Here is a 26,661-nt window from a genome sequence, read left to right on the forward strand (position 1 = left end):
TCGGCGCACTCGGTTAATGAAAATAAGTTCACTCAGCGAAAAATGATGGTCCGGTGTGCTGCGGTGCGCATCCCGCCGGGCCGCCCTCCCACCCGCCGACGCCTGAACCTCATGTCCGCCCCGCACAGGAGCCGTCCATGTCCCTCTCCCGAGGACTGATCATCAACGGCCAGGAGGTCCCCGCCTCCTCCGGCCGCACCGCGACCGACACCAACCCCTGGACCGGCGCCGTCTGCGCGGAGGTCGCCGCGGGCACCCCGGACGACGTACGCCGTGCCGTGGACGCCGCCGACGCCGCGTTCGAGGCGTGGGCCGCGACCAAGCCGGCCGAGCGCCGCCGGATCTTCCTGCGCGCCGCGCAGCTGATGGCCGAGCGCACCGAGGAGGTCGTACGGCTGATGGCCGAGGAGGTCGGCGGCGTCGCCCCCTGGGCGGGCTTCAACGCCCACCTGGCCGCCGACATCCTGCTGGAGGCGGCGGCCGAGGTCAGCCGCCCGACCGGCCGGATCCTCGCCACCAATGCCGACGGCGTCCACTCCACGCAGGTGCGGGTGCCCAAGGGGGTGATCGCCGCGATCTCGCCGTGGAACGCGCCGGTCATCCTCGGCGTCCGCGCGGTGGCCATGCCGATCGCGATGGGCAACACCGTGGTGATGAAGCCCAGCGAGGACGCGCCGATCGCCTGCGGTCTGCTGATCTCGGACGTCCTGCACGAGGCGGGACTGCCCGCGGGCGTGCTCAACGTCGTCACCAACGACCGCGCCGACGCGGCCGGGGTGGTCTCCGCGCTGATCGCCGACCCCCGGGTGCGGATGGTCAACTTCACCGGCTCCACGGAGGTCGGCCGCGCCATCGGCGTCCAGGCCGCCCAGCACCTCAAGCCCGCCGTCCTCGAACTCGGCGGCAAGAACGCCCTGCTGGTACTGGAGGACGCGGACGTCGACTACGCGGTGGACGCGGCCGTCTTCGGCTCCTTCATGAACGCGGGCCAGATCTGCATGTGCGTGGACCGGGTCGTCGTCCACCGCTCGGTCGCCGACGAGTTCACCGCCAAGTTCGCCGCCCGCGTCCGGGCACTGCCCTGCGGCGACCCGGGCGACCCGGCGACGGCGGTCGGCCCGGTCGTGAACGAGGCCGCCGCCCGCCGGGTCGCGTCACTCGTCGGGGACGCGGTCTCCCGGGGCGCCGAACTGGCCGCGGGCACCGGGCGGATCGAGGAACCGGGCACCCTGATCCGCCCGGTCGTCCTCACCGGGGTCACCAAGGACATGAAGATCTACCACGACGAGATCTTCGGCCCGGCGACCGTCGTCCACGTCGTCGACAGCGCCGACGAGGCCGTCGCGCTCGCCAACGACACCCCCTACGGGCTCACCGCGGGCGTCATCACCGAGGACCTGGCCAAGGGCCTGGAGGTCGCCGGCCGTCTGCGCACCGGCATCGTCCACGTCAACGACCAGTCCATCGCGGACGAGCCGCAGGCCCCCTTCGGCGGCGTGAAGAGCTCCGGCTACGGACGCTTCGGCGGCCAGGCCGGCGCCGAGGCCTTCACCGACACCCGCTGGGTCACCGCGCAGGCCAGGGGCCACGCGCACTTCCCGATCTGACGACGGGCGCACTCCGCTCCATCCGCCGCGCCGTCTCCCCGGTGAGCGAAGGGGACTCGTTCCTCTCCGGCCCGCGCGGGAGACGGCGCGAACGGCGGGTCCCCCTTGTCCGGGCCCGTACGCGGTGACGCGCATGACCGCCGTGCGGCTGCCGGCCCAGGGCAACGGCCATCCGGCGCTGATCCTCCGGCTCGACGGCGCCGTCGACACCGTCGTGGCGGTGCGCGTCGACGACGGCCGCATCACCGGCCTCTACGCCGTGCGCAACCCGGAGAAGCTCTCGCGCATGGAGAGGGAGACCACCCTGTGCCGCTGAGCCGGCCGGGACACCGGGTCACCCGAGCGTGCCCCGGTGGCGCCGCACCACGTCCGCGTACGCCTTCGCGCTCGGCTTCGGGCGGCGCTCGAAGGTGTCGCGGTCGACCTCGTGCAGCCCGAGTTGGGCGCCGTACCCGAAGATCCACTCGAAGTTGTCCATGAGCGTCCAGTGGCAGTACCCGAGGACGGGCGTCCCCGCGCGCACCTCGGCCGCGAGGTGTTCGACGGCGGCGGGGACGAAGGCGGCGCGCTGTGCGTCGTCGGGGGTCTGGATGCCGTGTTCGGTGACGAGGACCGGCACCCCCGACACCTCGTGGGCGTAGCGCACGGCGCCCGCCAGGGACTCCGGCTCGATGACGGTGCCCATCCCGTTGAGCTCACCGTCGGGCCGCACCTCGCCGTCGGGGCCGTGGACGATCCGCTCGTAGTTCTGCACGCCGATGAAGTCGTCGTGGCGCGCCTCGCGCAGCCAGTGGTCGTAGACGGCGGCGCGCTTGGCGTCCCGGCGTTCCTCGCCGCCGGGGAGGGCCACTTCGTCGGCGATGGCGATGGAGACGCCGACGGGCAGGTCGGCGCGGCGGGCCTTGACGGCGTCGCGGGCGGCCCGGTGCGCCCGCGTGAACGCGGCCTGGAACTCGTCCTGCAGGTGGGCGGGGATGACGTTCGCGCTGGCGTACGTCCCGCTCCCGGCGGCGTGTGCGGCGGCCGCGAGCATCCGCGTCTTGAGCGCCTCGGCCTCGGCCGGGAGCTTCGCGCCCGCCTGCAGCAGCTGTTCCAGGTTGGGTTCGTTCAGGGTGACGGCGTAGGCGATGCGGTCGCCGAAGCGGGCCATGACGCGGTCGCACTGCTCGGCGAAGCGGGCCGGGGCGTCGGCGGCGGTCCAGGAGCCGGCCGCGGCGAACCAGTGCGGTGCGGTGAAGTGGCTGAACGTCACCAGGGGGGCGAGCCCGCGCTCGAGGCAGCCGTCGACCTTGCGCTCGTAGTGGTCCAGGGCCTCGGCGGAGACCGCACCGCGCTCGGGTTCGACGCGGGCCCACTCGACGGAGAACCGGAAGGCGTTGAGCCCGAGCCCGGCGGCCAGGTCGAGGTCCGTCTCCCAGTGCTGGTAGCCGCGGCACGCCGGACCGCTCGGTTCACGGAACAGCGAGGGGGCCGTGTGCTCCAGGAACCAGGTGTCACTGGCGCTGTTGTCGCCCTCGTTCTGGTGTCCCGCGGTGGCGACGCCCCACAGGAAGGTGTCGGGCAGGCTGATGTGGGTCATGGGTGTGCTCCTCACACTGGGTCGGGCAGGGCGGTCGTCGGGTGTCACCGCACGGCCCCGGTGGACGGCGTGGTCCCGGGGAACGGCGCTGCCCCGGTGGACGGCGTGGTCCCGGGGAACGGTGCGTAGAAGGTGTGCCGGCCGGGTCCGGCCTCCACGGGCTCCGCACCCGGCAGGTCGACCAGCGCGGTGACGTCGGGCGGCACGACGACGTCGACGCGCAGGCTGTCGCCCTCCCGGCTCCACCCGGCCTCGGCCCGGCCGTACGGCGTCTCGTGCTCGGCCCGGGCCCAGGTGAGGCCGCCGCCGGGGCGGGGGCGGACCAGCAGCCGCCGGTAGCCCGGCTCGGCCGGGGCCAGACCGGCCACGGTGCGGTGCATCCAGTCGGCGACCGCGCCGAGCGCGTAGTGGTTGAAGGAGGTCATCTCGCCGGGGTTGACGCTGCCGTCGGGCAGCATGCTGTCCCAGCGTTCCCACACGGTGGTGGCGCCCATGTCGACCTGGTAGAGCCAGGACGGGCAGGACCGCTGGGTCAGCAGCCGGTAGGCGGTGTCCACGTGTCCGGTGTCGGTCAGCGCGTCGCACACCAGGGGAGTGCCGAGGAAGCCGGTGCCGATGCGGTGGCCGCGCCCGGCCACCAGGGCGGCCAGCCGGCGTCCGGCCTCGGCGCGCTCGGCGTCGTCCCGCAGCAGCCGGAAGCACAGGGCGAGGGCGTAGGCGGTCTGCGTCTCCTCCGTCAGGCGTCCGCCGCCGGCGTGGAAGCGGGCGAGGAAGGCGTCTCGGACCGCGTCGGCCAGGGCGTGGTGACGGACGGCGTCGTCGTGGTCGCCCAGCACCTCCGCGGTCCGGGCCAGCAGCCGCGCGGAGTGCGCGAAGTACGCCGTGGCGACCAGGGCGGACGACGTCACCGCGCGGCCGGGGTCGTCCGCCGGGGCGGTCGGGTCCAGCCAGTCACCGAACTGGAACCCCTCGCCCCAGATCCGGTCCGGCCCGGCCAGGCGGTCGACCGCGCCGACCCAGGCGCGCATCGACGGGTACTGGGCGCGCAGCACCTCCGTGTCGCCGTAGCGCTCGTACAGCACCCAGGGCACGACGACGGCCGCGTCGCACCAGCCGGCCATGGGCGGGTTGCCGGGCGGGATCGGCACCGGGGTGATCACCGGGATGTCGGGGCTGAACACCGGGGGCACGTGCCGTTCGTCGTCGCCCTGGTCGGCCGCGAGGTCGCGCAGCCAGGAGCGCAGGAAGTCACGGACGTCGTGGAGGAAGGCGGCGGTGGGGGCGAAGATCTGGACGTCGCCGGTCCAGCCGAGCCGCTCGTCGCGCTGCGGGCAGTCGGTGGGCACGTCGACGAAGTTGCCGCGCATCCCCCACACCACGTTCTCGTGCAGCCGGTCGAGGGAGGGATCGGAGCAGGTGAACCAGCCCGTGCGGCGCAGGTCGCTGTGGACGACCACGGCCGTGACGTCGGCCGGGTCGAGGGCGCCGGGCCAGCCCTCGACCTCGGCGTAGCGGAAGCCGTGGAGGGTGAAGCGGGGTTCCCACTCCTCGCCCGCCGGGTCGCCGCGCAGGACGTAGCGGTCGGTGGCGACGGCGTGCCGCAGCGGGCGGGTGCAGAGTTCGCCGTCCTCCAGGACCTCCGCGTGGCGGAGGGTGACCGTGCGGCCGGCCTCGCCGCGGACCCGGACGCGCAGCCGCCCGACGAGGTTCTGGCCGAAGTCGAGGACCGTGCGCCCGGCGGGCGAGGTGGTGACCGCGACGGGCGCGAGGTGTCCGGTGCGGCGCACCGGCGGACTGTCGGCGGGGAAGAGGACGGTGGTGTCGAAGTCGATGACGTCGGCCGGCTGCCACGCCGAGTCGTCGAAGCCGGCCTCGCTGAAGCCCGTCCGCTCCCGGCGGGCGTCGTACTCCTCGCCCTCGTACAGACCGGCGGCGAGGACGGGCCCGGCGCTCCAGCGCCAGCCGTCCCCGGTGGCGACGGTCTCGGTGGTGCCGTCGGCGTACTCGAGGCGCAGTTCGGCGAGGAGGCCGGTGCGCTCGCCGTAGACGTCCCGGGTGCCGCCGTTGAACCCGAGCAGGCCCCGGTACCAGCCGTCGGCCAGGTGGGCGCCCCAGGCGTTGCGGCCCGCACGGACCAGGGGGGTGACGTCGAAGGACTGGTAGCGGTGCCGGTGGCGGTAGCTCGTCCAGCCGGGGGCCAGCACGTGGTCGCCCACCCTGGTGCCGTTGAGCTCCAGCTCGTAGACGCCGAGGGCGGTGACCCGGAGCCGGGCCGACCGCACGGCCGCCCGCGCGGTGAACTCGCCCCGCAGCAGCGCGGCCGGGCGGGCCCCCTCGGCGGGCGCGGGGAGGCGGGGACTGACGACACGTGCCGTCCAGTGGTGACGCATGGCGCCCTTTCTCAGCAGCGGCGGTGAGCAGGCACGATCATGCAGCCAATACCTAGTGATTGCTAGGTGTTGGCGGGCGTGACGTGCGCCACGTGCAGAGAGGTGCGCTAATCATGTTCATGACAAACATGTACCGGCCGTGCGGACCCGGCGGCTCCGGAGGGGTCCGCGGGCCGGCCTACAACCCCTGCCCGTCCGTGGAGATGACCCGCATCAGGCGGTCGAGGTGGCCGCGCATGACCGCGATCAGGTCGAAGGTCCGCCCCGAGGCCAGCCACTGCTGCAGCAGGCCCGCGTCCAGGGCGGCGCACTCGCGGGCGATGCCCTCGTGGTCCAGTCCGGGCAGCAGCTCCCCGCTGCGGCTGCCGGCCCGCAGCCGGTCGGCGAGCTCCGCGACGCCCTTCTCCTGCCAGGTGGTGAAGTGGCCGTGGGCCGGATGGTCGGGCGCGGTGGCCTCGGCGGTCAGTACGACCGCCAGCTCCACCATGCCGGGCATGCCGAGCGTCTCGGCCGTGTCCTCCAGGTGGCAGCGGAAGGCGTCCCGCACCGAGTCGGAGACGCGCTCCCACCGCACGTCCATGCGTTCGTGCCAGTACTCGACGACCGCGAGCAGCAGCTGCTGCTTGTCGCGGAAGTGGTGCAGCAGTCCGGCGTCGGTGATCTCGGCGTCCCGTGCGACGCGGGCGAGGGAGGTCTTGCGGTAGCCGTCCCTGCCGAAGCGCAGCAGGGCGGCCTCCAGAATCTGCGTACGCCGTGCCCGGCCCGCCGTGTAGTGGCCGCGAGGTCCCCTGGGTGTCGCCATGCCAGAACAGTACCGGCGGGGTGTGGGGCGGCTGCCGGCCGTGTCCGCCGCGGAAAGGCTGTGTGAGGTGGGCCACACTCTCGAAACCTAGCGGTCACTAGGTGTTCGGGTCATCATCGAGCCACGCGACGACAGGTTGCCGCGCTGTCACATCCCCGTGAACCACGCGTGACGGCAGCCCGTCCTCAGCCCTTCCCCCACATGCTCCCCCTTCCTTCGGCACCTCCGTGAAAGGAGGGCTGGCATGACGACGCCGTCATCAAGCCCCACGGTCGACCACGCACCCCGCGACCCCGCGGACGGGCGGTGGACACCCCGCCTGGTCCTGATCCTCATCGCACTCGCCTGGCCGACCCAGCTGCTGGCCGCGGGCGGCATCCTCGGCGCCAACGCCACCGCGGGCGTCGCCCAGGCGTTCCACACCACCCAGGTGGTGTGGTTCGGCCTGACCCTCACCCTGGTGTCGACCCTGCTCACCCCCTTCGTGATCAAGCTGGGAGACCTGTACGGCAAGCGCCGCGTCATGCTCGCGATGACGGCCCTGGGCGCCCTCGGCGAACTGCTGGCCGCGCTGGCCGGCAGCTTCTGGCTCGTCCTCGCCGGCCGGGCGATCGCCGGGTTCTACGGGCCCTTCGGCGCCCTGTCGTTCGCCGCCGTGCGGGACGTCTTCCCGGCCCGGCTGGTGAAGCAGGCGAGCGGCATCATGGGCAGCAGCGTCGGCCTGGTGGCCATCGTCTCGCCGTTCCTCGCGGGATGGCTGATCGACACCTGGGGGTACCGCGGGGTCCTGTGGTTCCTCGCCGTCGCCACCGCGGTCGCCTTCGCGCTGATCGCGCTGCTGGTCCCGGAGACCCCCCGGCACGCCTTCGGGTCCCGTCTCGACTGGCCGGGCGGCCTGGTCCTCGGCGGCGGCCTGACGGCCGTGGTCTACGCCCTCGGCCAGGGGCAGAGCTGGGGCTGGGCGGACGCCCGGACCCTGGGCTGGCTCGGAGCGGGGGCCGCCGCGCTGATCGCCTTCCTGTTCGTCGAGCGCTCCAGCGCCCACCCCATCCTGGACCTGAAGGTCCTGAGCCGCCGCCCGGTCGCCCTGGCGCTGACGGCCGGCGGTCTCGGCCAGACGGTCGCCTTCACCATGCCGGGCCTCGCCATCCTGCTCGCCCTGTACCCCGCCATCCCGGGCGTGTCGGACGGACTCGGCTGGACCGCCCACCACAACGCCGTCGTCAGCGTGAGCTGGAACCTGGTGATGTTCGGCACCGGCATGCTGGTCAGCCGCTACCTGCGCCGCTTCGACGCGCGCCGGGTGTGGTGCGCGGGCCTGGCGGTCATGGCCGTCGGCTACACCCTCGTGGGCTTCTTCCACGGCGACGAACTCCAGCTCATCGTCACCTCCTGCGTTGCCAACGTCGGCGCCGGCGTCGTCGTCTCGGTGGCGCCGGTCCTGGTGATCGGCGTGGTCTCGCGCGACGAGCAGGGGCTGGGCAGCGGCATGCTCAACATGCTCATCAGCCTGTTCGGCGCCGTCGTGACCGCAGGCGCCTACGCCGTCCTCGGCGCGAGCAGCACCACCGTCGACGGCACCGCCTTCTACCTCGACGCCGGTTACTCCGGGATCTTCTGGCTCGGCGCCGCGGTCACGGCCGTGGCCCTGGTGCTCTCCGTCCTCATCCCGCGGCTGCGCGACCCCGAGGAGGACCCGGCCGACGGCTGACCCCCTCGCCCTCAGGGCTTCGTCAGCGACCGGAACTCCGTCGGCGTCATGCCGGTGTGCCTGCGGAAGAAGGCGCTGAAGACCGTCGGGTAGAGGAACCCGATGTGCTCGCCGACGGCGGCGGGCGGCAGCGAGCTGTGGATCAGCAGACGCTTCGCCTCCAGCAGCACCCGGTCGTCGATGTAGCGCTTGGCGCCGCAGCCGAGGGCCGCCCGGGTGGCACGGGTGAGGGTGCGGGGACTGTAGCCGAGCCGGGCGGCGTAGTCCTCGACCCGGTGGGTCCGGCGGAAGTCCTCCTCGACGGCCTCACGGAACAGCCGGAACGGCTCGCCGCCGCCGGGACGCCCCCGCCGTCGCGGGTCGGCGAGATGGACGAGCCGGACGAGGATCACCGACAGCAGGTTCCGCAGCGTCTCGACGTACGCCTCCAGCGACAGGTCGGACAGCGCGGCGTGCTCCTCGACCAGCGCGTCCAGGAGCCGCAGCAGGGCCGCCTGCCGCGGCTCGTCCGGCGTGACGAGGCGGTGCGGGAGGTGCTCCCCGTCCCGGATGAGCGCGTCCGTCGCCGCGCCGGGGAAACCCGTCGGGAAGACCAGGACGGTGGCGTCGCAGCCGTGGTGCCCGTCGGGCAGCCGGAACACCTGTCCGGGCCACACCCACAGCCAGTCGCCCGGCGCGAGGAGGTACGAGGTGAAGTCCACCGAGCACTCCAGCCGCCCGCCGCGGGCCGCGACGACCACGTGGAAGGCCGGACGGCCGGGCGCCGTGAGGGGCAGGCCCCGCTCCTCGGCGCGGGCGGCGAGCCCGGGCAGGTCCAGGACCTCCAGACCCGGGGGCCTCCCCGGCGTCGGCAGGTACGACACGGCCGGGACACCGGCCGCCGCACGGCCCACGGGGAACTGTCCGTTTTCCTTCATCGCGTGCCCGAGTGTACGCAGGCCGTCCCTCCCCGCCGGTCTAGCGTGAGGAGGACGAGCCGCGACGGGCGGGGCACGAGCCGCCGGCGCCCCGGCCGAGTCCCTTTTTCTTCTTTCTCCCCTCTCTGCCACCCCTCCGACGGAAAGGACCACCATGACCATCGAGTTCGCCACCCGCTACCGCGAGCGCTCCCACATCCCGCCCGAGCCGGGCAAGCCGTACTTCATCGAGAAGGGCGAGGGCGACCGCGCCCACCTGTTCACCGACCTGTTCACCGTCTACGCCGGTGGCGAGCAGACCGAGAACACCTTCAACTTCTTCACCTGCGAGGGCCCGAAGGGCGACATCATCCCCGCCCACTCCCACCCGGACACCTACGAGGTCTTCTACATCACCGACGGCGCGGTGCGGCTGTTCGTCGAGGACCTCGAGGGCGAGCAGTACGAGAAGCTGCTCACCGCGGGCGATTTCGGGTTCGTGCCCAAGAACTGCCCGCACGCCTACCGCATCGAACGCCACCACAGCCGGATCGTCGGCGTGGCCGCCGGACCGGGCGGCACCTTCGAGCGGTTCTTCGAGAACCTCGGCACCCCCACCGACGAACGCGGCCTGCCCCAGCGGCCGTTCGTGCCCGAACCGCACAAGTTCGGCACCGTGCCGCAGCGGTACGACGTGACCTTCCTGCCCGACCACCAGTGGCGCACCGGAAGCTGAGCGGTCCATGCCGTACCTCGAGGCACTGATCGCCGGAGCGCTGGTCGGCGTGGCCTACGTGCTGGTGCGGGTCGAGTCGCCCGCACCGCCCCCCGTCGCGCTGGCCGGACTGCTGGGCATGCTGCTGGGCCAGGCAGTGCTGGAGACGCTGTGAGCGCCGCCGGCGCGCAGCGCGCCTTCCTCCGCAAGGCCGGCCTCTCCTTCGCCGCCGGTCTGCTCATGGGGGCGCTGTACTGGGCGATGGACCTCACCTCACCCGCCCCGCCGCTCCTCGGCCTGACCGGACTGGCAGGCATCGTGCTCGGCGAGCGCGCCGCCACCGCCGTACGCGACCGCCTGACCCGGCGCCGTCCCGCTCCTCCACCGTCCGCCGCAGAAGAAGGAACCTCCCGTGTCCCCTGACACCCCCGGGTACGTCGACGTCCACGCCCATTTCCTCACCGACTCCTACGTCCGCCGGGCCCGCGAGGCCGGACACGAGCTCCCCGACGGGGTCCCCGCCTGGCCCACCTGGTCGGCGGCCGCGCACCTGGAGCTGATGGACCGCTGCTCCATCGAGACCTCGATGCTCTCGATCTCCTCGCCGGGCGTCCACTTCGGCGACGACACCGCCGCCCGCCGCCTGGCCCGCGAGGTCAACGAGGCCGGCGCCACCGCCGTGCGCGACCACCCGGGCCGCTTCGGCCTGTTCGCCTCGCTGCCGCTCCCGGACGTCGACGGCGCCCTGGAGGAGATCGCGTACGCCTACGACACCCTGCACGCCGACGGCGTGATCCTGGAGACCAACACCCACGGCACCTACCTCGGCGACCCGGACCTGGAGCCCGTGTGGGCCGAGCTCGCCCGGCGCCGCGCCGTCGTCTTCCTGCACCCCACGTCCCCGGTGTGCTGGGAGCGGTCCGCCCTCGGACGCCCCCGGCCGATGATCGAGTTCATCTTCGACACCGCCCGCACCGTCACCGACCTGCTCATGGCCGGGACGCTGGACCGCCACCGCGACCTCACGGTGATCGTGCCGCACTGCGGGGGCGCCCTGCCGGTGCTGGCCGACCGCATCGACGGCTTCATGAGGATGTTCATGCCCGAGGGCACCGAGGCCCCCGGCGCCGTCGAACAGCTCGGCCGCCTCCACTACGACCTCGCCGGCCCCGCGCTGCCCCGCCAGCTCCCCGCCCTGCTGGGTCTCGTCGGCTCCGACCGGCTCCTGTACGGCAGCGACCACTGCTGGACCCCCGCCGCCGGGGTGGAGGCCCACGTCGCGGGTCTGGACGCCGCCCCGGCCCCCGACGGCGCGGCCGGCTGGCGCGCGCTCACCACCGCCAACGCCCGCCGCATCCTGCCCCGCACGGCCCGCTGACGTAAGGCACCCATCGTGACGTTCCCCTTCCACCTGCTGGCCCCGCCCGACCCGGCCGCGCTGCCCCTGCCGCACCCCGCGCACCCCGCCGACGGTGTGCGGCTGCTGCGCGGCGCCGTCTACGCGGTTCCCGAGGGCAGCCGCCCGCTGACCGTCGACCTGTGGCTGCCGCGGGACGCCGCCGGCCCCGTTCCGGTCGTGGTCTTCGTGCACGGCGGCGCCTGGCGCACGGGCCTGCGCGACGACCTCGGTCCCCGCTTCCGCCACTGGGACCCCGGCCCGTTCGCCCGGCTCGCCCGAGCCGGTTTCGCCGTCGCCTGCCCCGACTACCGCCTCAGCGGCGAGGCGCCCCACCCCGCCCAGACCGACGACCTCGCCGCCTGCCTGGACTGGCTGCGCACCCGCGCCGCCGACCTCGGCCTGGACGGCGCGCGGACCGTCCTGTGGGGCGAGTCGGCCGGCGGGCACCTCGCCGCCCTGACCGCCCTCACCCGGCCCGCCGGCACCGTCTCCGGCTGCGTCACCTGGTACGCCCCCACCGACCTGCCCGCACTCGCCGAGGACCACCCCGAGGGCGCCTACGACGCCCGTGACCCGGCCACCTTCGAGGCCCTGCTGCTCGGCGGCGCCCCGGCGGAGCGGACCGGCACGGCCCGCGACGCCAGCCCGGTCGCCCACGTCGGCCCCCAGGCGCCGCCCTTCCTGATCCTGCACGGCACCGACGACGCGCTGGTCCCCGCCCGGCAGTCCGTCCGCCTCGCCGAAGCCCTCCGCGGCGCCGGCCACCATCCCGACCTGCGGCTCCTCGGCGGCGGCAACCACCTCTGGGTGGGCCTGACCGACGCGGACGTCGAGGACTGCTTCACCCGCACCGTGGACTTCGCCCGCCGCTGCACGGACGGCGGGCGGACCTGAGCCACCGGAGCGGGCACACGGAACCGCCCGGCACGCGGACCGCTGCGGCCGGCCGGCGGACGCAGGGACCGGGCGGGCCGCTCGGGGTGCGCCCGGCCTCCGGTCCGCCGTGGTCGGACCCGGCCCCGCCGGACACCCGGACCACGCCGGGGCCGGGCCGCGGGCACCGTACGGCCGTGCCCGCCGCGGACGGTCACCCGGCGGCGCTCACGGCAGGGTTCGCCGGTCCGCGATCCCGCGCGGTGCGACCGCGCTCCGTCCGGGGCGGCGGTCACCGGACTTCCCGCCGGTCGCGGACCGCGCGGGTCACCAGCTGCTCTTGGTCACCCCCGGCAGTTCGCCCGCGTGGGCCATCTCCCGCAGGCGGATGCGGGACAGGCCGAAGGCGCGCAGATGACCGCGGGGGCGGCCGTCCACGGAGTCGCGGTTGCGCACGCGGGTGGCGCTGGCGTCGCGGGGCTGCCGGCGCAGTTCCCGCTGGGCGGCGGCGCGTTCCTCGTCGGACGTCCGGACGGACGCGATGACCGCCTTCAGTTCGGCGCGACGCTCGGCGTGGCGGGCCACGACGAGCCGTCGCCGTTCGTTCTTCGCGATCTTGCTCTTCTTCGCCATCAGACCTTCCCTCCCCGGGCGCGGATGCGTGCGACCGCGGCCTCGACGCCGATCGCGTCGACCGTCTTGATGCCCTTGGCGGACAGCGTGAGCCGCACGTGGCGGCCTTCGCTCGGCAGCCAGTAGCGCTTGCGCTGGACGTTCGGGTCGAAGCGCCGCTTGCTCCGCCGGTGGGAGTGCGAGATCCGGTGCCCGAAGCCGGGCTGCCGGCCGGTGAGTTGGCAGTGAGCGGACAAAGTTCCTCCTCGGGGTCGCTCGGTGGCAGCACAGTAGCAGCTAGATGAAAATGAAATTCAATACCGTGTACAGTGCGGTCCATGGCCCGCAACGAACTGCGTCCGATCATCAAGCTGAGGTCCACCGCCGGCACCGGCTACACCTACGTGACCCGCAAGAACCGCCGTAACGACCCCGACCGTCTGACGCTGCGCAAGTACGATCCGGTCGCCGGGCGCCACGTCGACTTCCGTGAGGAGCGCTGAGAACCGTGAAGCCCGGAATCCACCCCGAGTACCGCCCGGTCGTCTTCCGCGACCGGGCCGCCGACTTCGCCTTCCTCACCCGGTCGACGGCCACCGGTGACCGGACCGTCGAATGGGAGGACGGCAACACCTACCCCGTCATCGACGTCGAGATCTCCTCGGCGAGCCACCCCTTCTACACCGGCACCCAGCGCGTCCTGGACACCGCGGGACGGGTCGAGCGCTTCGAGCGGCGCTACGGCCGCGAACGGGGCGGGCGGTGAGCGGGGGCCGGGCGCGGCTGCCGGTCGCGATCGTCGCCGGACTGCACGCCGACGCCCGCCGGGCCGCCGTCGACGAGATCCTGCGCACGGTGCCCGGTTCGGTCGCCCTGCACCACGACCTGACGTCCGCCGTCGACGGTTCGGTGCACCGGACCGTACGCGACGCCGGCGGCCTGCTCGGCGGCGGCGACGCGCCTCTGGTGAACGACTGCGCGTGCTGCGCGCTGCGCGAGGACCTCGTCCCGGAACTGGCGCGGCTCGCGGAGGCGGGCGGTCACCGGCTGGCCGTCGTGGAACTGTGGGACTCCGTCGAGCCCCACGGCATGGCCCCGGTCATCGCGTCCGGGGGCGCGCCGCTCGCGCTGACCGGGGTGGCCACCGTGGTCGACCCGGCCCTGGTCCTGCCGTACCTGTCCGACGGCGACGACCTCGCCGAGGCGGGCCTCGCCGCCGCCCCGGCCGACCGGCGCACGGTCGCCGACACCTTCGCCCGGCAACTGGAGTACCCCACGGTGATCGCCGTCCTCGAGGACGGCCCCCAGGGGGAGGACCGCGAGGCCGCCGACGCCGGCGACCACGCGCTGCTCGCCCAGCTCACGCCCGGCGCGCGCAAGGTGCCGGTGGGAGGCGGGGCCCTGGGCGCCGCCCTGCTGGCGGGCTTCGACCCCGAGGCGGCCGCCGCCCGTGTGCATCCCGCGTGCGCGCTGCTGCCGCAGGAGTGCGACGAGCACGGTGTGAGCACCTTCGTCTGGCGGCGCGAGCGGCCCTTCCACCCGCAGCGCCTCCACGCGGCGCTGGAGGACCTGACCTGCGCCGCCGCGCGCAGCCGCGGGCGGTTCTGGCTGGCGGACCGCCCCGACACCCTGCTGTCCTGGGACGCCGCGGGCGGCGCGCTGTGCGTGGAGTCGGCCGGTCCCTGGCTGGCGGCCCTGCCGGACGCCGCCTGGGAGATGGTGCCCGCGGAACGCCGCGTCGCCGCCTCGGTGGACTGGCACCCGGAGCACGGCGACCGCCGCCAGTACCTCACCTTCACCGCACCCGGCCTGGACCGCGACGGCCTGCTCGCCCTCCTCGACTCGTGCCTGCTCACCGACGACGAGTACGCGGCGGGCAGGAGCCGCTGGGAGCAACTTCCGCACCCGTTCGACGACTTGCTCGACCCGGTCATCTGAAGTCCCGTCCCGCCGCGGCGCCGCCCCCCGGCCGCGTACGCCCCGCACCGTGTTCGAAGAAAGGAACGACCCCGCCATGCCCCGACGCGCGAGCACCGACCGGCGCACCGCCCAACGCGCCAACCCGCTGGACATCGCCGGCATCACCTACGTCGACTACAAGAACACCGATCTGCTGCGCAGGTTCATCTCCGACCGGGGGAAGATCCGCAGCCGCCGGGTGACCCATGTGACGCGCCGGCAGCAGCGGCAGATAGCGCGGGCCGTCAAGAACGCGCGCGAGATGGCCCTGCTCCCGTACGGCTCCCGACAGGGCTGAGGGCTGTCGGCGAACGGTGTCCGCCCCGCGCCCCCGGCTTCGCCGGGCGGTGAACGGCCGTACGGACCCGCTCGCACCGAGGCGCCCTCGATCGCCGCCCACGGCGATCGGGGGCGCCTCGTCCCATGCGGCCGACGTTTCTAGTAATGAAATTCATTTTTGATTACTGTGTGGCCGACCCATGAGGCATCGAGTTTCTGGAGCAGTGATGAGCGACCCCTACGAGCGGTCCGCCGAGTACCTCGACATCCTGATCGCCGAGTCGTGGGAGCCGCTGGCCCCGGCGCTGGCGGACGTCCTGACGCGCGTCGGCGCCGGAACCGGGGCCGTGGTGGACCTCGGGGCCGGTTCCGGCCGGGGTGTGCGCGTCATCTGCGACGCGCTGCCGCGGGTGCCGGTGTTCGCCGTCGAACCGTCCGCCGCGATGCGCGCCGTCCTGCTCGCCCGGGTCCACGAGGACGGTGAACTGCGCGAGCGCGTCACGGTGGTTCCCGGCGACTGCGCGAGTGCCGACTGGCCCGACGGCGTGCGGGCGGTGGTGGCCCTGAACATGATCGGCCACCTGCCGCCCGGGCAGAGGCGCGCGCTCTGGGACCGCGCCGCGCGGCAACTGGCCCCGGGTGGGGCGCTGGTGTTCAACCTCACTCCGCCGTTCGCCCCGGTGGAGGTGGAACGGGTGCGGATGGCGCGGGTCGTCATCGGCGAACTGGAGTACGAGGGCTGGGCGAGCGCGCGCCCCACGGGGGCGGACGAGATCACCTGGCGCATGGACTACGGCGTCCTGCGCCGGGGCCGGCCGCTGGGCGGGACGTCGGTCGAGTACCGCTGGTGGGTCGCCACGGAGGACGCGCTGGCGGCCGAAGCCGCCGGGGCGGGGCTGGTGCTGCGCCGGGCGGGGGATCCGGGGCTGGGGCTGTGCGTTCTGGAGCGCGCGGACGACCGGTCACCGCAAGCTAGTTGATCTGATAATCATTTTCAATTAGGTTCATGGGTGTTCCGCTTCCCCCGGATCTCTCTGCGGGGGAAGCGCTCTCTTGCCTGCCTCTGCGACGGAGACCGGATGAACCAGCCTGTGCCGAGCGACGACCTCCTTGCCCACGTCCTCGACTGCATCGCCGAAGTCCTCGGCACACCACCGCACGAGGTCGTGCCGACGACCCCGCTCGCGGCCCTGGGGCTCGAATCGTTCACCGCGGTGCGGCTGAGGCGGAGGATCCGCGAACGCACCGGCCGGGACCTGCCGTTGACCGCCTTCCTGGGGGAGGGGGCGACGGCCCGTGCGGTGGCGGACCGCCTGCTCGCCGGCCGCACGCCGGAAGAGGCCCCGGACGAGGAGGAGGCGGAGGGCTTCCCCCTGACGCCCATTCAGGCCTCGTACCTGGCCGGGCGGGCCGAGGGCATGCCGCTGGGCGGAGTGGCCACCTTCTACTACTACGAGTACGACCGCACACCCGGCGACACGGACCCGCTCGTGGACGTGGCCCGGCTGGAAACCGCCTGGAACCGGCTGGTCGCCCACCACCCGATGCTGCGCATGACGGTGGACGACCGGGGCCGCCAGCGCATCGCGGCCGCTCCCGGCCCCTACCGGATCGGCGTCACCGATCTGCGGGGCGAGTCCGCCGAACGGGCGGGGGAAACGTTGTCCGCCCAGCGGCGGGAACGTTCCCACCAGAACCGGCCCACCGGTTCCTGGCCGCTGTTCGACATCCACGCCACCCTGCTGCCCGACGGGCTGACCCGGCTGCACATCGGTGTGGACGTGCTCCTGACCGACCTCGCCGGCTGGATGCTGCTGATGCGCCAATGGGGCCGCCTCGTCGCGGACCCCGCCCACCGGCTCCCGGAGCCGGAGGCCCGGTTCGCCGACCTTCAGCGCGCCCGCTCGAAGGACCCGGAGTGGGCGGCCCGGCGCGCCCGGGACCGTGCCTACTGGGCCGAACGCGCCCCCGGCCTGCCGCCGTCGCCGCGGCTGCCCCTGCGGCGCGATCCCGCCGACACCACCCCGCCCCGCTTCGTCCGCTCCGCCGCCGAACTCGACGCCGGGACCTGGACGCTGCTGCGGGCCCGCTGCGCCGAGCACGCCGTCACACCGACCGCGGCCCTGCTCGCGGCCTTCGCCGTCGTGCTCGGCCGCTGGGGCGCCGGGGACCGCGTGTGCCTCAACACCACCCTGTTCGACCGTCCGGAGGACGGCGCCGGGGCCGAGGGCGTGGTCGGCGACTTCACCACCACCGCGCTGGTCGGCACGCCGCGCTTCAGCCCCGCCGACTGGAAGGGCTTCGCCGGCTACGCCGCCGAGGTCAACCACCGCTTCTGGGAGGACCTGGACCACCGGTCCGTGTCCGGCGTCGAGGTGCTCAGGGAACTGCGGGGGCAGAACCCGCCGTCGGCGGCGGCCCCCGGCCATCCGGTGGTCTTCACCAGCGGGGTGGGTCTCGCGGGCGACGGGGAGCCCCCGGCCGCCTGGATCGGCCGGGAGGTGTACGGGATCTCCCAGACCCCGCAGGTGCTGCTCGACCACATCGTGTGGGACGAGGGCGGACGGCTCCGGCTGGCCTGGGACGCGGTCGAGGGCGCGTTCCCCGACGGCTGGGTCCAGGCCCTGCTGGACGCCCACGTGCGCCTGCTGCGGGCCCTGACGCGGCCCGAGGCCTGGCGGGACCCCGCGCTCGGCTGGGACCCCTCCTTCCGTTCCGCGGAACCCCTGGACGCCGACCCCTTCCCGGCCGCCGGTCCGCTGCTGCACGATCCGGTCACCGACGCGGCCCGGCGCCATCCGGAGCGGCCCGCCCTGCGCACCTCCACCGGCACCGTCACCCACGCCCGCCTCGCGGACAACGCCGCCGCCACCGCGGCACTCCTGACCGCGCACGGGGTGGGGCCCGGCGACCTGGTCGCCGTCGCCTGCGAGAAGGGCACCGCGCAGATCACCGCCGTGCTCGGCGTCAGTCTGAGCGGGGCGGGCTACCTGCCCGTCGAACCCTCCTGGCCGGCCGCGCGCGTCGCCGCCGTCTGCGAGCGGGCCGGTGTCCGGCACGCGCTGACCGGGCGCGGGGTGAGGACGGACTGGCCCGACGGCGTCACCGTGCACCGGCTGGGCGCCGCGGGCCGGCCCGCGCGCGGCGCCGCGAACCCCGACGCGGCCGCGCACCCGCCCACGGCCCCGCGTCCCGACGACATCGCCTACACCATCTTCACCTCGGGTTCCACCGGCAGCCCCAAGGGCGTGGAGATCGAGCACCGGGCCGCGCGCACCACCGTCGACGACGTCGTCGACCGGTTCGCCCTCGGTCCCGAGGACCGGGTGCTGGCGCTGTCGGCGCTCAGCTTCGACCTGTCCGTCTTCGACATCTACGGCGTCCTCGGCGCCGGCGGCTCCCTGGTGCTGCCCGACCCCGCCCGGCAGCGCGACCCGCAGCACTGGCTCGAACAGGCCGGCCGGCACGGCGTCACCGTGTGGAACACCGCGCCCGCCCTGCTCGAAATGCTCGTCGAGTACGCGGAGATGGAACCGGAGGAGGCCACCGAGGCGCTGCGCACCCTGCGCCTGGTGATGCTCTCCGGCGACTGGATCCCCCTGACCCTGCCCGACCGGCTGCGACGGCTGGCCCCCCGGGCGAAGGTGATGAGCCTGGGCGGGGCGACCGAGGCGTCCATCTGGTCCATCACGTACCCGGTGGAGCGCATCGATCCGCAGTGGCGCAGCATCCCCTACGGCCGGGCGCTGCGCGGCCAGAGCTTCCTCGTCCTCGACGAGGACGGCGCGCCCTGCCCGGTGGGCGAGGCGGGGGAACTGTTCATCGGCGGCGACGGACTGGCCCGCGGCTACACCGCCGATCCGGTCCAGACCGCCGAGAGGTTCGCCGTCCACCCCGTGCTGGGCCGCCGCCTGTACCGCACCGGGGACCTCGGCCGGTGGACCGCCGAGGGCACCATCGAGTTCCTCGGGCGCGTCGACCGGCAGGTGAAGATCCGCGGGCACCGCATCGAACTGGGCGAGGTGGAGGCGGTGCTGGCCCGTCACCCGGCGGTCCGCCAGTGCGTGGTGTCGTCGGTGCGCGGCCCCGACGGACGGCCCCGGCTGGTGGCGCACCTGTCGCCCCGGGGCGCGAGCGAACCGCCGACCGCCCGGGAACTGGCGGACGTCCTGCGGGAACGGCTGCCCGACTACATGGTGCCCGGCCGGTTCGTGATCCTGGACCAGCTGCCGGTGACGGCCAACGGCAAGATCGACCACGCGGCGCTGACCGCCGCACCCGCGGGCGACCGGACCGCCGGCGCCGACGGGCCGGACCCGGCCGCCGCGCCGAAGGAGGAACCCTCCGCGGCACCGCGTACGGTTCCGGCCGGATCCGCCACCGGGCCGGCACCGGGCGGGGACTGGGTCGCCGCCGCGCTGGCCGAGGCGACCGCCCTGGGCCTGGAGGCCGCCGTCGTGGTCAGGCCCGGACGGCTCCGGCCGGACCAGGCGCTGGAGGCGTCGGCCCGATGGCTCCGGCACGTGGCGCGGACCGCCGACGGCGACGCCGCGGCGCCGCGGCTGAGCCCCGGAGGGCTGGCGGAGGTGGTCTGCCGCCCCGGGGCGGGGGACCCCCCGGCGCCCTCGCCGTCCAAGGCGGCGTCCGGCACCGCGGCCTCGGACCGGTACGGCACGGAACCCGGCCGGACGCCCCGGCACCGCGGGCCGGACGCGGCCGGGCCCGTGGACCCGGCCGTCCTGGAGACGCTCACCGGCATCCTGGCCGACTTCACGGACGTGCCGGTGACACCCGACAGCACCTTCACGGAGCTGGGGGCCACCTCCCTCACCCTGGTCCTCACCCACCGCAGGCTCCGCGAGGGCATCGCGCCCGGCCTCGCCCTGGCGGACATGTTCGAACACCCCACCGTCACGGCCCTGGCCGCCCGCATCACCGACCGGAGCACCCCGGACACCGACCGGGCCCCCGCTGCCGCCGCCGTTCCCGCACCCGAGCGGTCCGAACGGCCCACCCGCAGAACGTCCCGCGTCGCCGCACGCGCCCTGGCCGAGGAGACCACGCGATGACCGAACCGACGCCCTCCCGGGGAGACACCCCGGACACGCCCCGGCCCGACGACGACCTGATCGCGGTCACCGCCCTGGACTGCCGGTTCCCCGGAGCCCCCGACACGGCGGCCTACTGGGACCTGCTGGTGGGCGGCCGCAGCGGGCTGACCCGGCACGGTGAACGGGAACCGGCCGAACGCGGCGTCCCGGCGGGGCTGCAGGCCAACCCCGCCCACATACCCGTCAGCGGGGTCATCGACGAACAGGACCACTTCGACCCCGAGCCGTTCGGTCTGACCGACGCCGAGGCGGCCGTGATGGACCCCCAGCAGAGGCTCTTCCTCGAAGCGTGCCTGCGCGCCCTGGAGAGCGCCGGACACGGCGGCGGCGTGGGAGCGGGCGCCGTGGGCGTCTTCGCCGGCGCCGCCCACAGCGACTACCTCGCCCGCAACCTCGCCGACCGGTACGCCGCCTCCGCCACCGACCCCGTCGGCAGCCTCCAGGCGGCCCTCGCGGGCGTGGCCGACTACCTCCCCCTGCACGTCGCGCACCGCCTCGCGCTCACCGGACCCGCCGTCGCGGTGGGCACCGCCTGCTCGACCTCGCTGGTGGCCGTGCACCTGGCGGCCCAGTCCCTGCTGGCGGGGGAGTGCGACACCGCGCTCGCCGGCGGTTCCTCCCTGATCGTCCCGCAGGGCAGGGGCTACCTCCACGTCCCCGACGGGATCTTCTCCGCCGACGGGCACGTACGGACCTTCTCCGCCGAGGGCACCGGCATCGTGCACACGCAGGGCGTCGGCGTGGCCGTCCTGCGGCGGCTGCGCGACGCCCTCGCCGACGGCGACCCGGTGCTGGCCGTCCTGCACGGCTCCGCCGTGAACAACGACGGCGGCGACCGCACCGGCTTCACCGCCCCCTCGCCGCGCGGACAGGCCCGTGCGGTCTCCGAGGCGCTCGCCGTGGCCGGTCTCACGCCCCGGGACATCACCTACGTCGAGGCCCACGGCACCGCCACCCGTCTCGGCGACGTCGTCGAGGTCGCCGCGCTGCGCCGCGTCTTCGGCGACACCGGTCCCGCCTGGTGCGCCCTGGGCTCGGTCAAGAGCAACATCGGGCACGCCAACTCGGCCGCAGGCATCGCCGGTTTCGCCAAGACCGTCCTCGCCCTGCACCACGGCGTACTGCCGCCCACCCTGGACGCCCGGCCCCTCAACCCCGACCTCCGGCTGGACGACTCGCCCTTCACCGTCGTCCACGAGCCCACCGACTGGACCGGCCCCCGGTACGCGGGCGTCAGTTCCTTCGGCATCGGCGGCACCAACTGCCACGTGGTCCTGGGCAGCGCCCCCGTCCGGCCCGAACCCCCCGCCGATCCACGGCCCCAGCTCGTCCTGCTCAGCGCGCACCGCGACGACGCCCTCGCCCGCCTCGCCGACGCCACCGCGACCGCCCTGCGCACCACGCGGGTCGCGCCCGCCGACGCGGCCCACACCCTGCACACCGGCCGCCGCACCCTGCCCTACCGCGCCGCCGCCGTGATCACCGGGGCGCAGGACGCCGACGGCCGCGCCCTGCGCACCGCCCCGCGGCGCCGCCCCGGCCCCACCCCGCCCCGGATCGTGCTGGCCTTCCCCGGCGGCGGGGCCCAGTACGCCGGCATGGGCCGCGGACTGTGCGCCGAGGAGGAGGAGTTCGACCGCACCGTGCGCGAGTGCGCCGGTCTCTTCGACGACGGGACCGGCGCCGGCCTCACCGCGCTGATCACCGCCGACCCGTCCGACGAGCACGCGCGCCGGCTGCTGCGCGACCCCGCCCACGGACTGCCCGCCCTGTTCACCGTCTCCCTGGCCGCCGCGCGCACGCTGCGCTCCTGGGGCGTGGAACCGGACGCGGTGGTCGGCCACAGCCTCGGCGAGTACGTGGCCGCCGTGCTGTCCGGGGCCCTGTCCCTGTCCGACGCCGCGACCCTGGTGGCGGTCCGCTCGCGCGGCATGTCCCGGACGGCGGGCGGCGGAGTGATGCTGACGGTTCCGCTGACCGAGCGGCGGACCCTGGCCCTGCTCGCCGACCACCCGGAACTGGACCTGGCCGCCGTCAACGGCCCGCGGTCCTGCGTGGTGTCCGGCCCCGCGCCGGCCGTGGCCGAGGTGGAGCGGGCCCTGACCGCACGCGGTGAGCGCACCGTACGGCTCTCCCTCGACGCGGCAGCCCACTCGCGCCTGGTCGATCCGGTCCTGCCCGAACTGCGTGCCGCCGCCGAAACCGTGCGGCCGCGTGTGCCCGGCGTGCCGCTCGCCACGACCCTCACCGGGAAGCTGCTGGACACCGCTCCCGGCGCCGACCACTGGGTGGCCCACCTGCGGTCCACGGTGCGCTTCTCCGACGCCCTGGCCACCGCCCTGGGCGACGGGCCGGCCGTCCTCGTCCAGGCGGGACCGGGCGGCGCGCTGCTCCAGCTGGCCCGTCAGCAGGAGGACCGGCGGCCCCTGACGACCCTGGCGGCCTTCCCCGACCGCGACGACCCCCGCGCGGGGCGCGCCGCGCTGCTCGCGGCCGCCGGAGAACTGTGGACCCACGGAGTCCCCCTGGACGCCGCTGCCCTGCACCGCCCGGGGCGACGCCGCGCCGTGCTGCCGGGGCTGCCCCTGGAGCGCCGCAGACTGTGGATCGATCCGCCCGCCGCCGGTCCGTCGGCCGCCGCGGCGGCCGACGGACCGGCCGGGCGGGAACAGGCCGCCCCGGACGAGTCCGAGCCCTTCCAGCTGCCCGTCTGGCGGCGTACGCCTCCCGTCGAGCCGGACCGGCCGGCGCTGCGCGGCCGCTGGCTCGTGGCCGGTCCGCCCGGGTCGCCGTCGGCCGAACCGGTGCGCGCCGCGCTGGCCGCCGCCGGGGCCCGCACCGTCACCCTCGACGAGGCGGTCCGCGACCCCGGCACCCCGTGCGAGGGCGTCGTCGTGATCGGCCCGCACGGTGACACCGGCGACGACCCGGCGGAAACCGTCGGCGCGTCGGTCCTGCGGTACGCGGAGGTGGCGCGGGCCGCCGCGGCCTGGGCGCACCGCACCTGCCTGCTGCACCTCAGCCACGACGCCCAGCAGGTGGAGAGCGCCGACCGGCCCGCCCCCCACGCCGCCGCCGCCCTCGCCGTCCCCCGCGTCCTCGCCCAGGAGTTCCCGGGCCTGCGCTGGCGCTCGGTGGACCTGCCGGCCGGAGTGCCGGACGCCGACGACCTCCGGGCCGTGTCCGCGGAGGCCGCGGACCTGGCGTCGGGAGGCCCGAACGGCACCGAGTGCGCCCTGCGCGGCGGACACCGCTGGACCCGCGGCATCACCCCCTGGCGGCCGTCCGCACCGGACGCGGACGGCCCGGCCGCCGCCGACGGCGGGACGGGCACGGCGGTGATCCTGGGCGGACTCGGCGACGTGGGCCTGGCCCTGGCCGGGCACCTGGCCCGCTCCGGACGGCGGGTCGTGGTCACCGGCCGCACCGGGCTCCCCCCGGCCCCCGCACCCGGCAGCGACGAAGCGGAACGGGCGGAGACGATCCGTGTCCTGCGGGCGGCCGGCGCGGACCTCGAGGTCCGCGCCGCGGACGCCGCGGACACCGCCGCCACCACGGCCCTGCTGCGGGAACTGACCGACCGCGACGGCCCGCTGGACCTGGTCGTGCACGCCGCCGGCGTGGTCGCCTCCGCCGCCGTCGCACCCCTGCGGGCCACCGGGGAGCAGGCGGTGCGCGCGCACGCGCACGCCAAGGTCACCGCGGCTCTCGCCCTGCGCGCCGCCGTGCACGGCCTGCCCCCCGGACGCCGCCCGGCGACCGTCCTGCTGATGTCCTCCGCCACGGCGTTCGTCGGCGGCCTCGGCCTCGCCCCGTACGCCGCGGTCAACCGCTACCTGGACGCCCTCGCCGAACACGAGCGGAGCACGGGAACGGAGGCGCCCCGCTGGGTCAGCGTGGCCTGGGACGGCTGGCGGGTGGGCCCCGGCCGAAGCGAACGCACCGTGGCCTCCCGGCACTCGATCGGCCTGGCCGACGGCATGCGCACCGTGGACCGGTTGCTGGCCCTCGCGGCCCGGGGCCGTGCCCCGGCCTCCGTCGCCGTCTCACCGGCCGACCTCGCGCCCCGCACCGCGGGCACGCCCACCGCCGTACCCGCCCCCGCCGTACCCGCTCCCGGCGCGCCCGCGACGGAGCCGCCCGCCGGCGCGGGATTCACCACCGGAGCCGAGGCACGACTGGCCGAGGTCTGGTCGGACCTGCTGGGCTTCCCCGTCACCGACCGCGACGCCGACTTCTTCGCCCTCGGCGGCCACTCCCTGCTGGCCACCCGGATGCTGGCCCGGCTGCGCGACGACCACGGGGCCGACCTGCGGCTGCAGGACCTGCTCGCCCGGCCGACCGTCGCGGCGCTGGCCCCGCTGCTGCCCGGCGGGGAACCGCGGCGCGCCGCCGCCACGCCGGCCGGCCCGGGCGCCCCGTCCCCGCAGTCCGCCGACGGCCCCCGGGAGTTCCCCCTCACCCGGGTGCAGCACGCCTACTGGGTCGGCGGTTCGGGCGGCTACCGCCTCGGCGACGTCCCCTGCTCCTTCCACCTGGAGTACGACTGTCCCGGCCTGGACACCGACCGGTACGAGGCCGCGTGGAACGCGGTCGTCGCGCGCCACCCGATGCTGCGCGCGGTGGTCTCCCCGGAGGGCCGCAACCGGGTGCTCGACAAGGTGCCCCGCTACCGGATCCGCGTGCAGGACCTGACGGAGGACGACGACACCGAGCGCGCCCGGAAGCTGGAACGCGTGCGCGAGCGCATGGTGCGCCGCGAACCCCGGCCGGGCCGCTGGCCCCTGGTGGACATCCGGGCCGCCCGCCTGCCCGGCGACGTGGTCCGCCTGTTCGTCAACGTGGACGTGCTGGTCTGCGACACCGCCAGCTACCTGATCTGGGACCGCGAACTGCGCACCCTCTACCACGACCCCGGCGCCCCGCTGCCGCCGCTGGAGACCACCTTCGCGGAGTGCGTGGCCGCGCTCGAGCGCCGCGCCGAGGGCCCCGCGCACGCGCGGGCCGCCGCCTACTGGCGGGCCAGGCTGGACGGCCTGCCCGGCGCGCCCGCCCTGCCCGTACGCACCGCCGGTCCCGGGGACCGGCCCCGCTTCGCGCGGCGCACCGCCCGTCTGGAGCCGCACCGCTGGGACGCCCTCAAGGCGGAGGCGGCCCGGCGCGGGCTGACCCCCACGGCCGTTCTGCTGGCGGCCTACGGCGAGGCACTCGCCGAGTGGTCCGGGCAGGACCGGTTCGCCGTCACCCTCACCCTGTTCGACCGGCCCGCGCACCTGCCCGGGGCGGACGCCGTGGTCGGCGACTTCACCTCGCTGATGCTGCACGAGGTCGACCGCACGGACGTCCGCTGCTTCGCCGACGCCGCCGTACGGGCCCGGCGCACCCTCTTCGAGGACCTGGACCACCGGGAGTTCTCCGCCCTCGACCTGCTGGCCGAGAAGTCCTCGCGCACCGGCCGCACCGAGTCCGTCCCCGTGGTCTTCACCAGCGCCCTGGGCCTGTCCGGGCCGCTCGGCGGCGGACACGACCTGGACTGGGCGGGCACGCCGGTGTACGGCGTGAGCAGCACCCCGCAGACCTGGCTGGACCACCAGGTGATCGAGCAGCACGGCGCGCTCCTGCTCCAGTGGGACGTGCTGGAGGACGTCCTGCCCGCCGACGAGGCGGACGCGGCCTTCGCCGCCTACACCGAACGGGTCCGCCGGCTGGCCGACGCACCACGGTCCTGGGACGTCCACGAACCCCGCACCGTGTCCGCCGCCCCGGCCCGCGCACCGGAACGGGCGACGACCGCCGGTCACGGCCGGGGCCCCGACACCGACGCGGCCATGCTGCTGCACGACGGCGACGGCGGCCGCCCCCTGTTCCTGATGCACCCCTCCGGCGGGGACGTGCTGTGCTACGGCGAACTCGCCCGGCACCTCACCGACGGCCGGCCCGTCGTGGCACTCACCGACCCCGCCCTGACCGGCGGCACGGGACCGCGGACCATCGCCGAGATGACCGACCGCTACCTCGCCGCGCTCCGCGCCCACCAGCCGCGGGGCCCCTACCTGCTGGGCGGCTGGTCGATGGGCGGCACGGTCGCCCACCAGATGGCCGTGGAACTCCAGCGGCGCGGCGAGCGGACCGACCTGCTCGTCCTGATCGACTCCAACACCCCCGACCGCATCCGGGCGCTGGGCGGCACCGACCGCGCCCAGGACACCGCCTTCGCGGCCGTCCGCTACCTGCGCTCACTGGAGGCGTTCCTCGACCTCGACCTGGAGCTCGGCGCGGACGCGGAGACGATCCGCACGGCCCCGGACGCGGCGGCGGTGCGCCGGGCCGTCACCGAACGGCTGCGGTCGGCCGGCCTGCTCGGCCCCCGGGACACCGCCGACACCCGCCTCGAGGTCTTCGAGCGCCACCTGCGGGCGCTCGCCGGCCACCGGGCCGGACACCTCACCGATCCCGCCACCCGACTGCTGCTGATCGCCGCCTCCCGCCCCTCGCCGCACAACGCCGGTGTCGGCATGGGCGTGGACGACGCCGCGGACCTGCCCGCCCTGGGCTGGCTGCCGCACGTCGCCGGACCGGTGGACGCCCACACGGTCGACGGCCACCACTACTCCCTGCTGCACGACCCCGCGGTCCGGCGGACCGCCGCCCTGATCGACCGTGCCCTGGCCGCCGTACGCCCCGGCCGGTGAACCCGGCCGCCCGCCCCGCCACCCGAACCCCTCGCG

The 26,661-nt window shown here is 75.2% G+C and carries 20 protein-coding genes and 1 pseudogene; 15 read left to right on the top strand and 6 right to left on the bottom strand.

Annotation, left to right across the window (positions count from 1 at the left end):
- Nucleotides 1–137 precede the first annotated feature (137 nt).
- Both ACFY3N_RS18135 and ACFY3N_RS18140 read left to right on the top strand, forming a co-directional pair.
- The gene (locus ACFY3N_RS18135) at nt 138–1,607 is read left to right on the top strand and encodes an aldehyde dehydrogenase family protein (protein ID WP_390817672.1); all 1,470 of its coding nucleotides are present in this window, start codon (nt 138–140) and stop codon (nt 1,605–1,607) included.
- Between the two features lie 151 nt (nt 1,608–1,758).
- Nucleotides 1,759–1,923: pseudogene (locus ACFY3N_RS18140) on the top strand (RNA polymerase subunit sigma-24); the annotation flags it as partial.
- Between the two features lie 18 nt (nt 1,924–1,941).
- Here ACFY3N_RS18140 and ACFY3N_RS18145 read toward each other — a convergent pair.
- From ACFY3N_RS18145 to ACFY3N_RS18155, 3 genes are all read right to left on the bottom strand, one after another.
- Nucleotides 1,942–3,186 carry a family 1 glycosylhydrolase gene (locus ACFY3N_RS18145; protein WP_390817673.1) on the bottom strand — a complete coding sequence of 415 codons (1,245 nt, stop codon included), beginning with the start codon at nt 3,184–3,186 and terminating at the stop codon, nt 1,942–1,944.
- A 44-nt stretch (nt 3,187–3,230) separates the two neighbouring features.
- A complete protein-coding gene (locus tag ACFY3N_RS18150) occupies nt 3,231–5,576 on the bottom strand; it encodes a family 78 glycoside hydrolase catalytic domain (RefSeq protein WP_390817674.1) in 2,346 nt (781 codons plus the stop codon).
- A 178-nt stretch (nt 5,577–5,754) separates the two neighbouring features.
- Complete coding sequence (locus ACFY3N_RS18155; protein ID WP_390817675.1) at nt 5,755–6,378, bottom strand: TetR/AcrR family transcriptional regulator; 624 nt, start codon at nt 6,376–6,378, stop codon at nt 5,755–5,757.
- Between the two features lie 244 nt (nt 6,379–6,622).
- On the opposite strand from ACFY3N_RS18155, the gene ACFY3N_RS18160 reads away from it, so the two are divergent.
- A complete protein-coding gene (locus tag ACFY3N_RS18160; RefSeq protein ID WP_390817676.1) occupies nt 6,623–8,089 on the top strand; it encodes an MFS transporter in 1,467 nt (488 codons plus the stop codon).
- 11 nt (nt 8,090–8,100) lie between these two features.
- On the opposite strand, the gene ACFY3N_RS18165 is transcribed toward ACFY3N_RS18160, so the two are convergent.
- Nucleotides 8,101–9,006 (bottom strand): helix-turn-helix domain-containing protein, encoded by a 906-nt coding sequence (locus tag ACFY3N_RS18165; RefSeq protein WP_390817677.1) that lies wholly within the window; start codon nt 9,004–9,006, stop codon nt 8,101–8,103.
- A 154-nt stretch (nt 9,007–9,160) separates the two neighbouring features.
- Between ACFY3N_RS18165 and ACFY3N_RS18170 the strand changes: the two genes are divergently transcribed.
- From ACFY3N_RS18170 to ACFY3N_RS18190, 5 genes are read left to right on the top strand one after another with little or no spacing between them, the layout of a single operon-like run.
- Complete coding sequence (locus ACFY3N_RS18170; RefSeq protein WP_390817678.1) at nt 9,161–9,721, top strand: quercetin 2,3-dioxygenase; 561 nt, start codon at nt 9,161–9,163, stop codon at nt 9,719–9,721.
- A gap of 7 nt (nt 9,722–9,728) precedes the next feature.
- Entirely contained in the window at nt 9,729–9,875 is a 147-nt protein-coding gene (locus tag ACFY3N_RS18175; protein WP_371241284.1) for a DUF1427 family protein, read from the top strand.
- Nucleotides 9,872–10,123 carry a XapX domain-containing protein gene (locus ACFY3N_RS18180; protein WP_390817679.1) on the top strand — a complete coding sequence of 84 codons (252 nt, stop codon included), beginning with the start codon at nt 9,872–9,874 and terminating at the stop codon, nt 10,121–10,123. The genes ACFY3N_RS18175 and ACFY3N_RS18180 overlap by 4 nt, the downstream gene beginning before the upstream one ends.
- Complete coding sequence (locus ACFY3N_RS18185; protein WP_390817680.1) at nt 10,113–11,078, top strand: amidohydrolase family protein; 966 nt, start codon at nt 10,113–10,115, stop codon at nt 11,076–11,078. Before ACFY3N_RS18180 ends, ACFY3N_RS18185 begins: the two co-directional genes overlap by 11 nt.
- A gap of 15 nt (nt 11,079–11,093) precedes the next feature.
- The gene (locus ACFY3N_RS18190) at nt 11,094–11,993 is read left to right on the top strand and encodes an alpha/beta fold hydrolase (RefSeq protein ID WP_390817681.1); all 900 of its coding nucleotides are present in this window, start codon (nt 11,094–11,096) and stop codon (nt 11,991–11,993) included.
- 306 nt (nt 11,994–12,299) lie between these two features.
- On the opposite strand, the gene rpsN is transcribed toward ACFY3N_RS18190, so the two are convergent.
- Both rpsN and rpmB read right to left on the bottom strand, forming a co-directional pair.
- On the bottom strand, nt 12,300–12,605 hold the full coding sequence (gene rpsN, locus ACFY3N_RS18195) for a 30S ribosomal protein S14 (protein ID WP_217137059.1): 306 nt from the start codon (nt 12,603–12,605) through the stop codon (nt 12,300–12,302).
- Nucleotides 12,605–12,841: a 50S ribosomal protein L28 gene (gene rpmB, locus ACFY3N_RS18200; protein ID WP_390817682.1), complete on the bottom strand. Its 237-nt coding sequence runs from the start codon at nt 12,839–12,841 to the stop codon at nt 12,605–12,607. Before rpmB ends, rpsN begins: the two co-directional genes overlap by 1 nt.
- 81 nt (nt 12,842–12,922) lie before the next feature.
- On the opposite strand from rpmB, the gene rpmG reads away from it, so the two are divergent.
- From rpmG to ACFY3N_RS18235, 7 genes are all read left to right on the top strand, one after another.
- Complete coding sequence (gene rpmG / locus ACFY3N_RS18205) at nt 12,923–13,087, top strand: 50S ribosomal protein L33 (protein WP_017949758.1); 165 nt, start codon at nt 12,923–12,925, stop codon at nt 13,085–13,087.
- A gap of 5 nt (nt 13,088–13,092) precedes the next feature.
- Nucleotides 13,093–13,350: a type B 50S ribosomal protein L31 gene (locus tag ACFY3N_RS18210; protein WP_390817683.1), complete on the top strand. Its 258-nt coding sequence runs from the start codon at nt 13,093–13,095 to the stop codon at nt 13,348–13,350.
- Complete coding sequence (locus tag ACFY3N_RS18215; protein ID WP_390817684.1) at nt 13,347–14,522, top strand: GTP-binding protein; 1,176 nt, start codon at nt 13,347–13,349, stop codon at nt 14,520–14,522. The genes ACFY3N_RS18210 and ACFY3N_RS18215 overlap by 4 nt, the downstream gene beginning before the upstream one ends.
- A 76-nt stretch (nt 14,523–14,598) precedes the next feature.
- Complete coding sequence (gene rpsR, locus ACFY3N_RS18220) at nt 14,599–14,841, top strand: 30S ribosomal protein S18 (RefSeq protein ID WP_390817685.1); 243 nt, start codon at nt 14,599–14,601, stop codon at nt 14,839–14,841.
- A gap of 208 nt (nt 14,842–15,049) precedes the next feature.
- Nucleotides 15,050–15,802 carry a class I SAM-dependent methyltransferase gene (locus ACFY3N_RS18225; RefSeq protein ID WP_390817686.1) on the top strand — a complete coding sequence of 251 codons (753 nt, stop codon included), beginning with the start codon at nt 15,050–15,052 and terminating at the stop codon, nt 15,800–15,802.
- Between the two features lie 99 nt (nt 15,803–15,901).
- The gene (locus tag ACFY3N_RS18230; protein ID WP_390817687.1) at nt 15,902–19,891 is read left to right on the top strand and encodes an amino acid adenylation domain-containing protein; all 3,990 of its coding nucleotides are present in this window, start codon (nt 15,902–15,904) and stop codon (nt 19,889–19,891) included.
- Complete coding sequence (locus ACFY3N_RS18235; protein WP_390817688.1) at nt 19,888–26,625, top strand: SDR family NAD(P)-dependent oxidoreductase; 6,738 nt, start codon at nt 19,888–19,890, stop codon at nt 26,623–26,625. Before ACFY3N_RS18230 ends, ACFY3N_RS18235 begins: the two co-directional genes overlap by 4 nt.
- Nucleotides 26,626–26,661 lie beyond the last annotated feature (36 nt).

Source organism: Streptomyces sp. NPDC000348 (assembly GCF_042898795.1).
GTDB lineage: Bacteria > Actinomycetota > Actinomycetes > Streptomycetales > Streptomycetaceae > Streptomyces.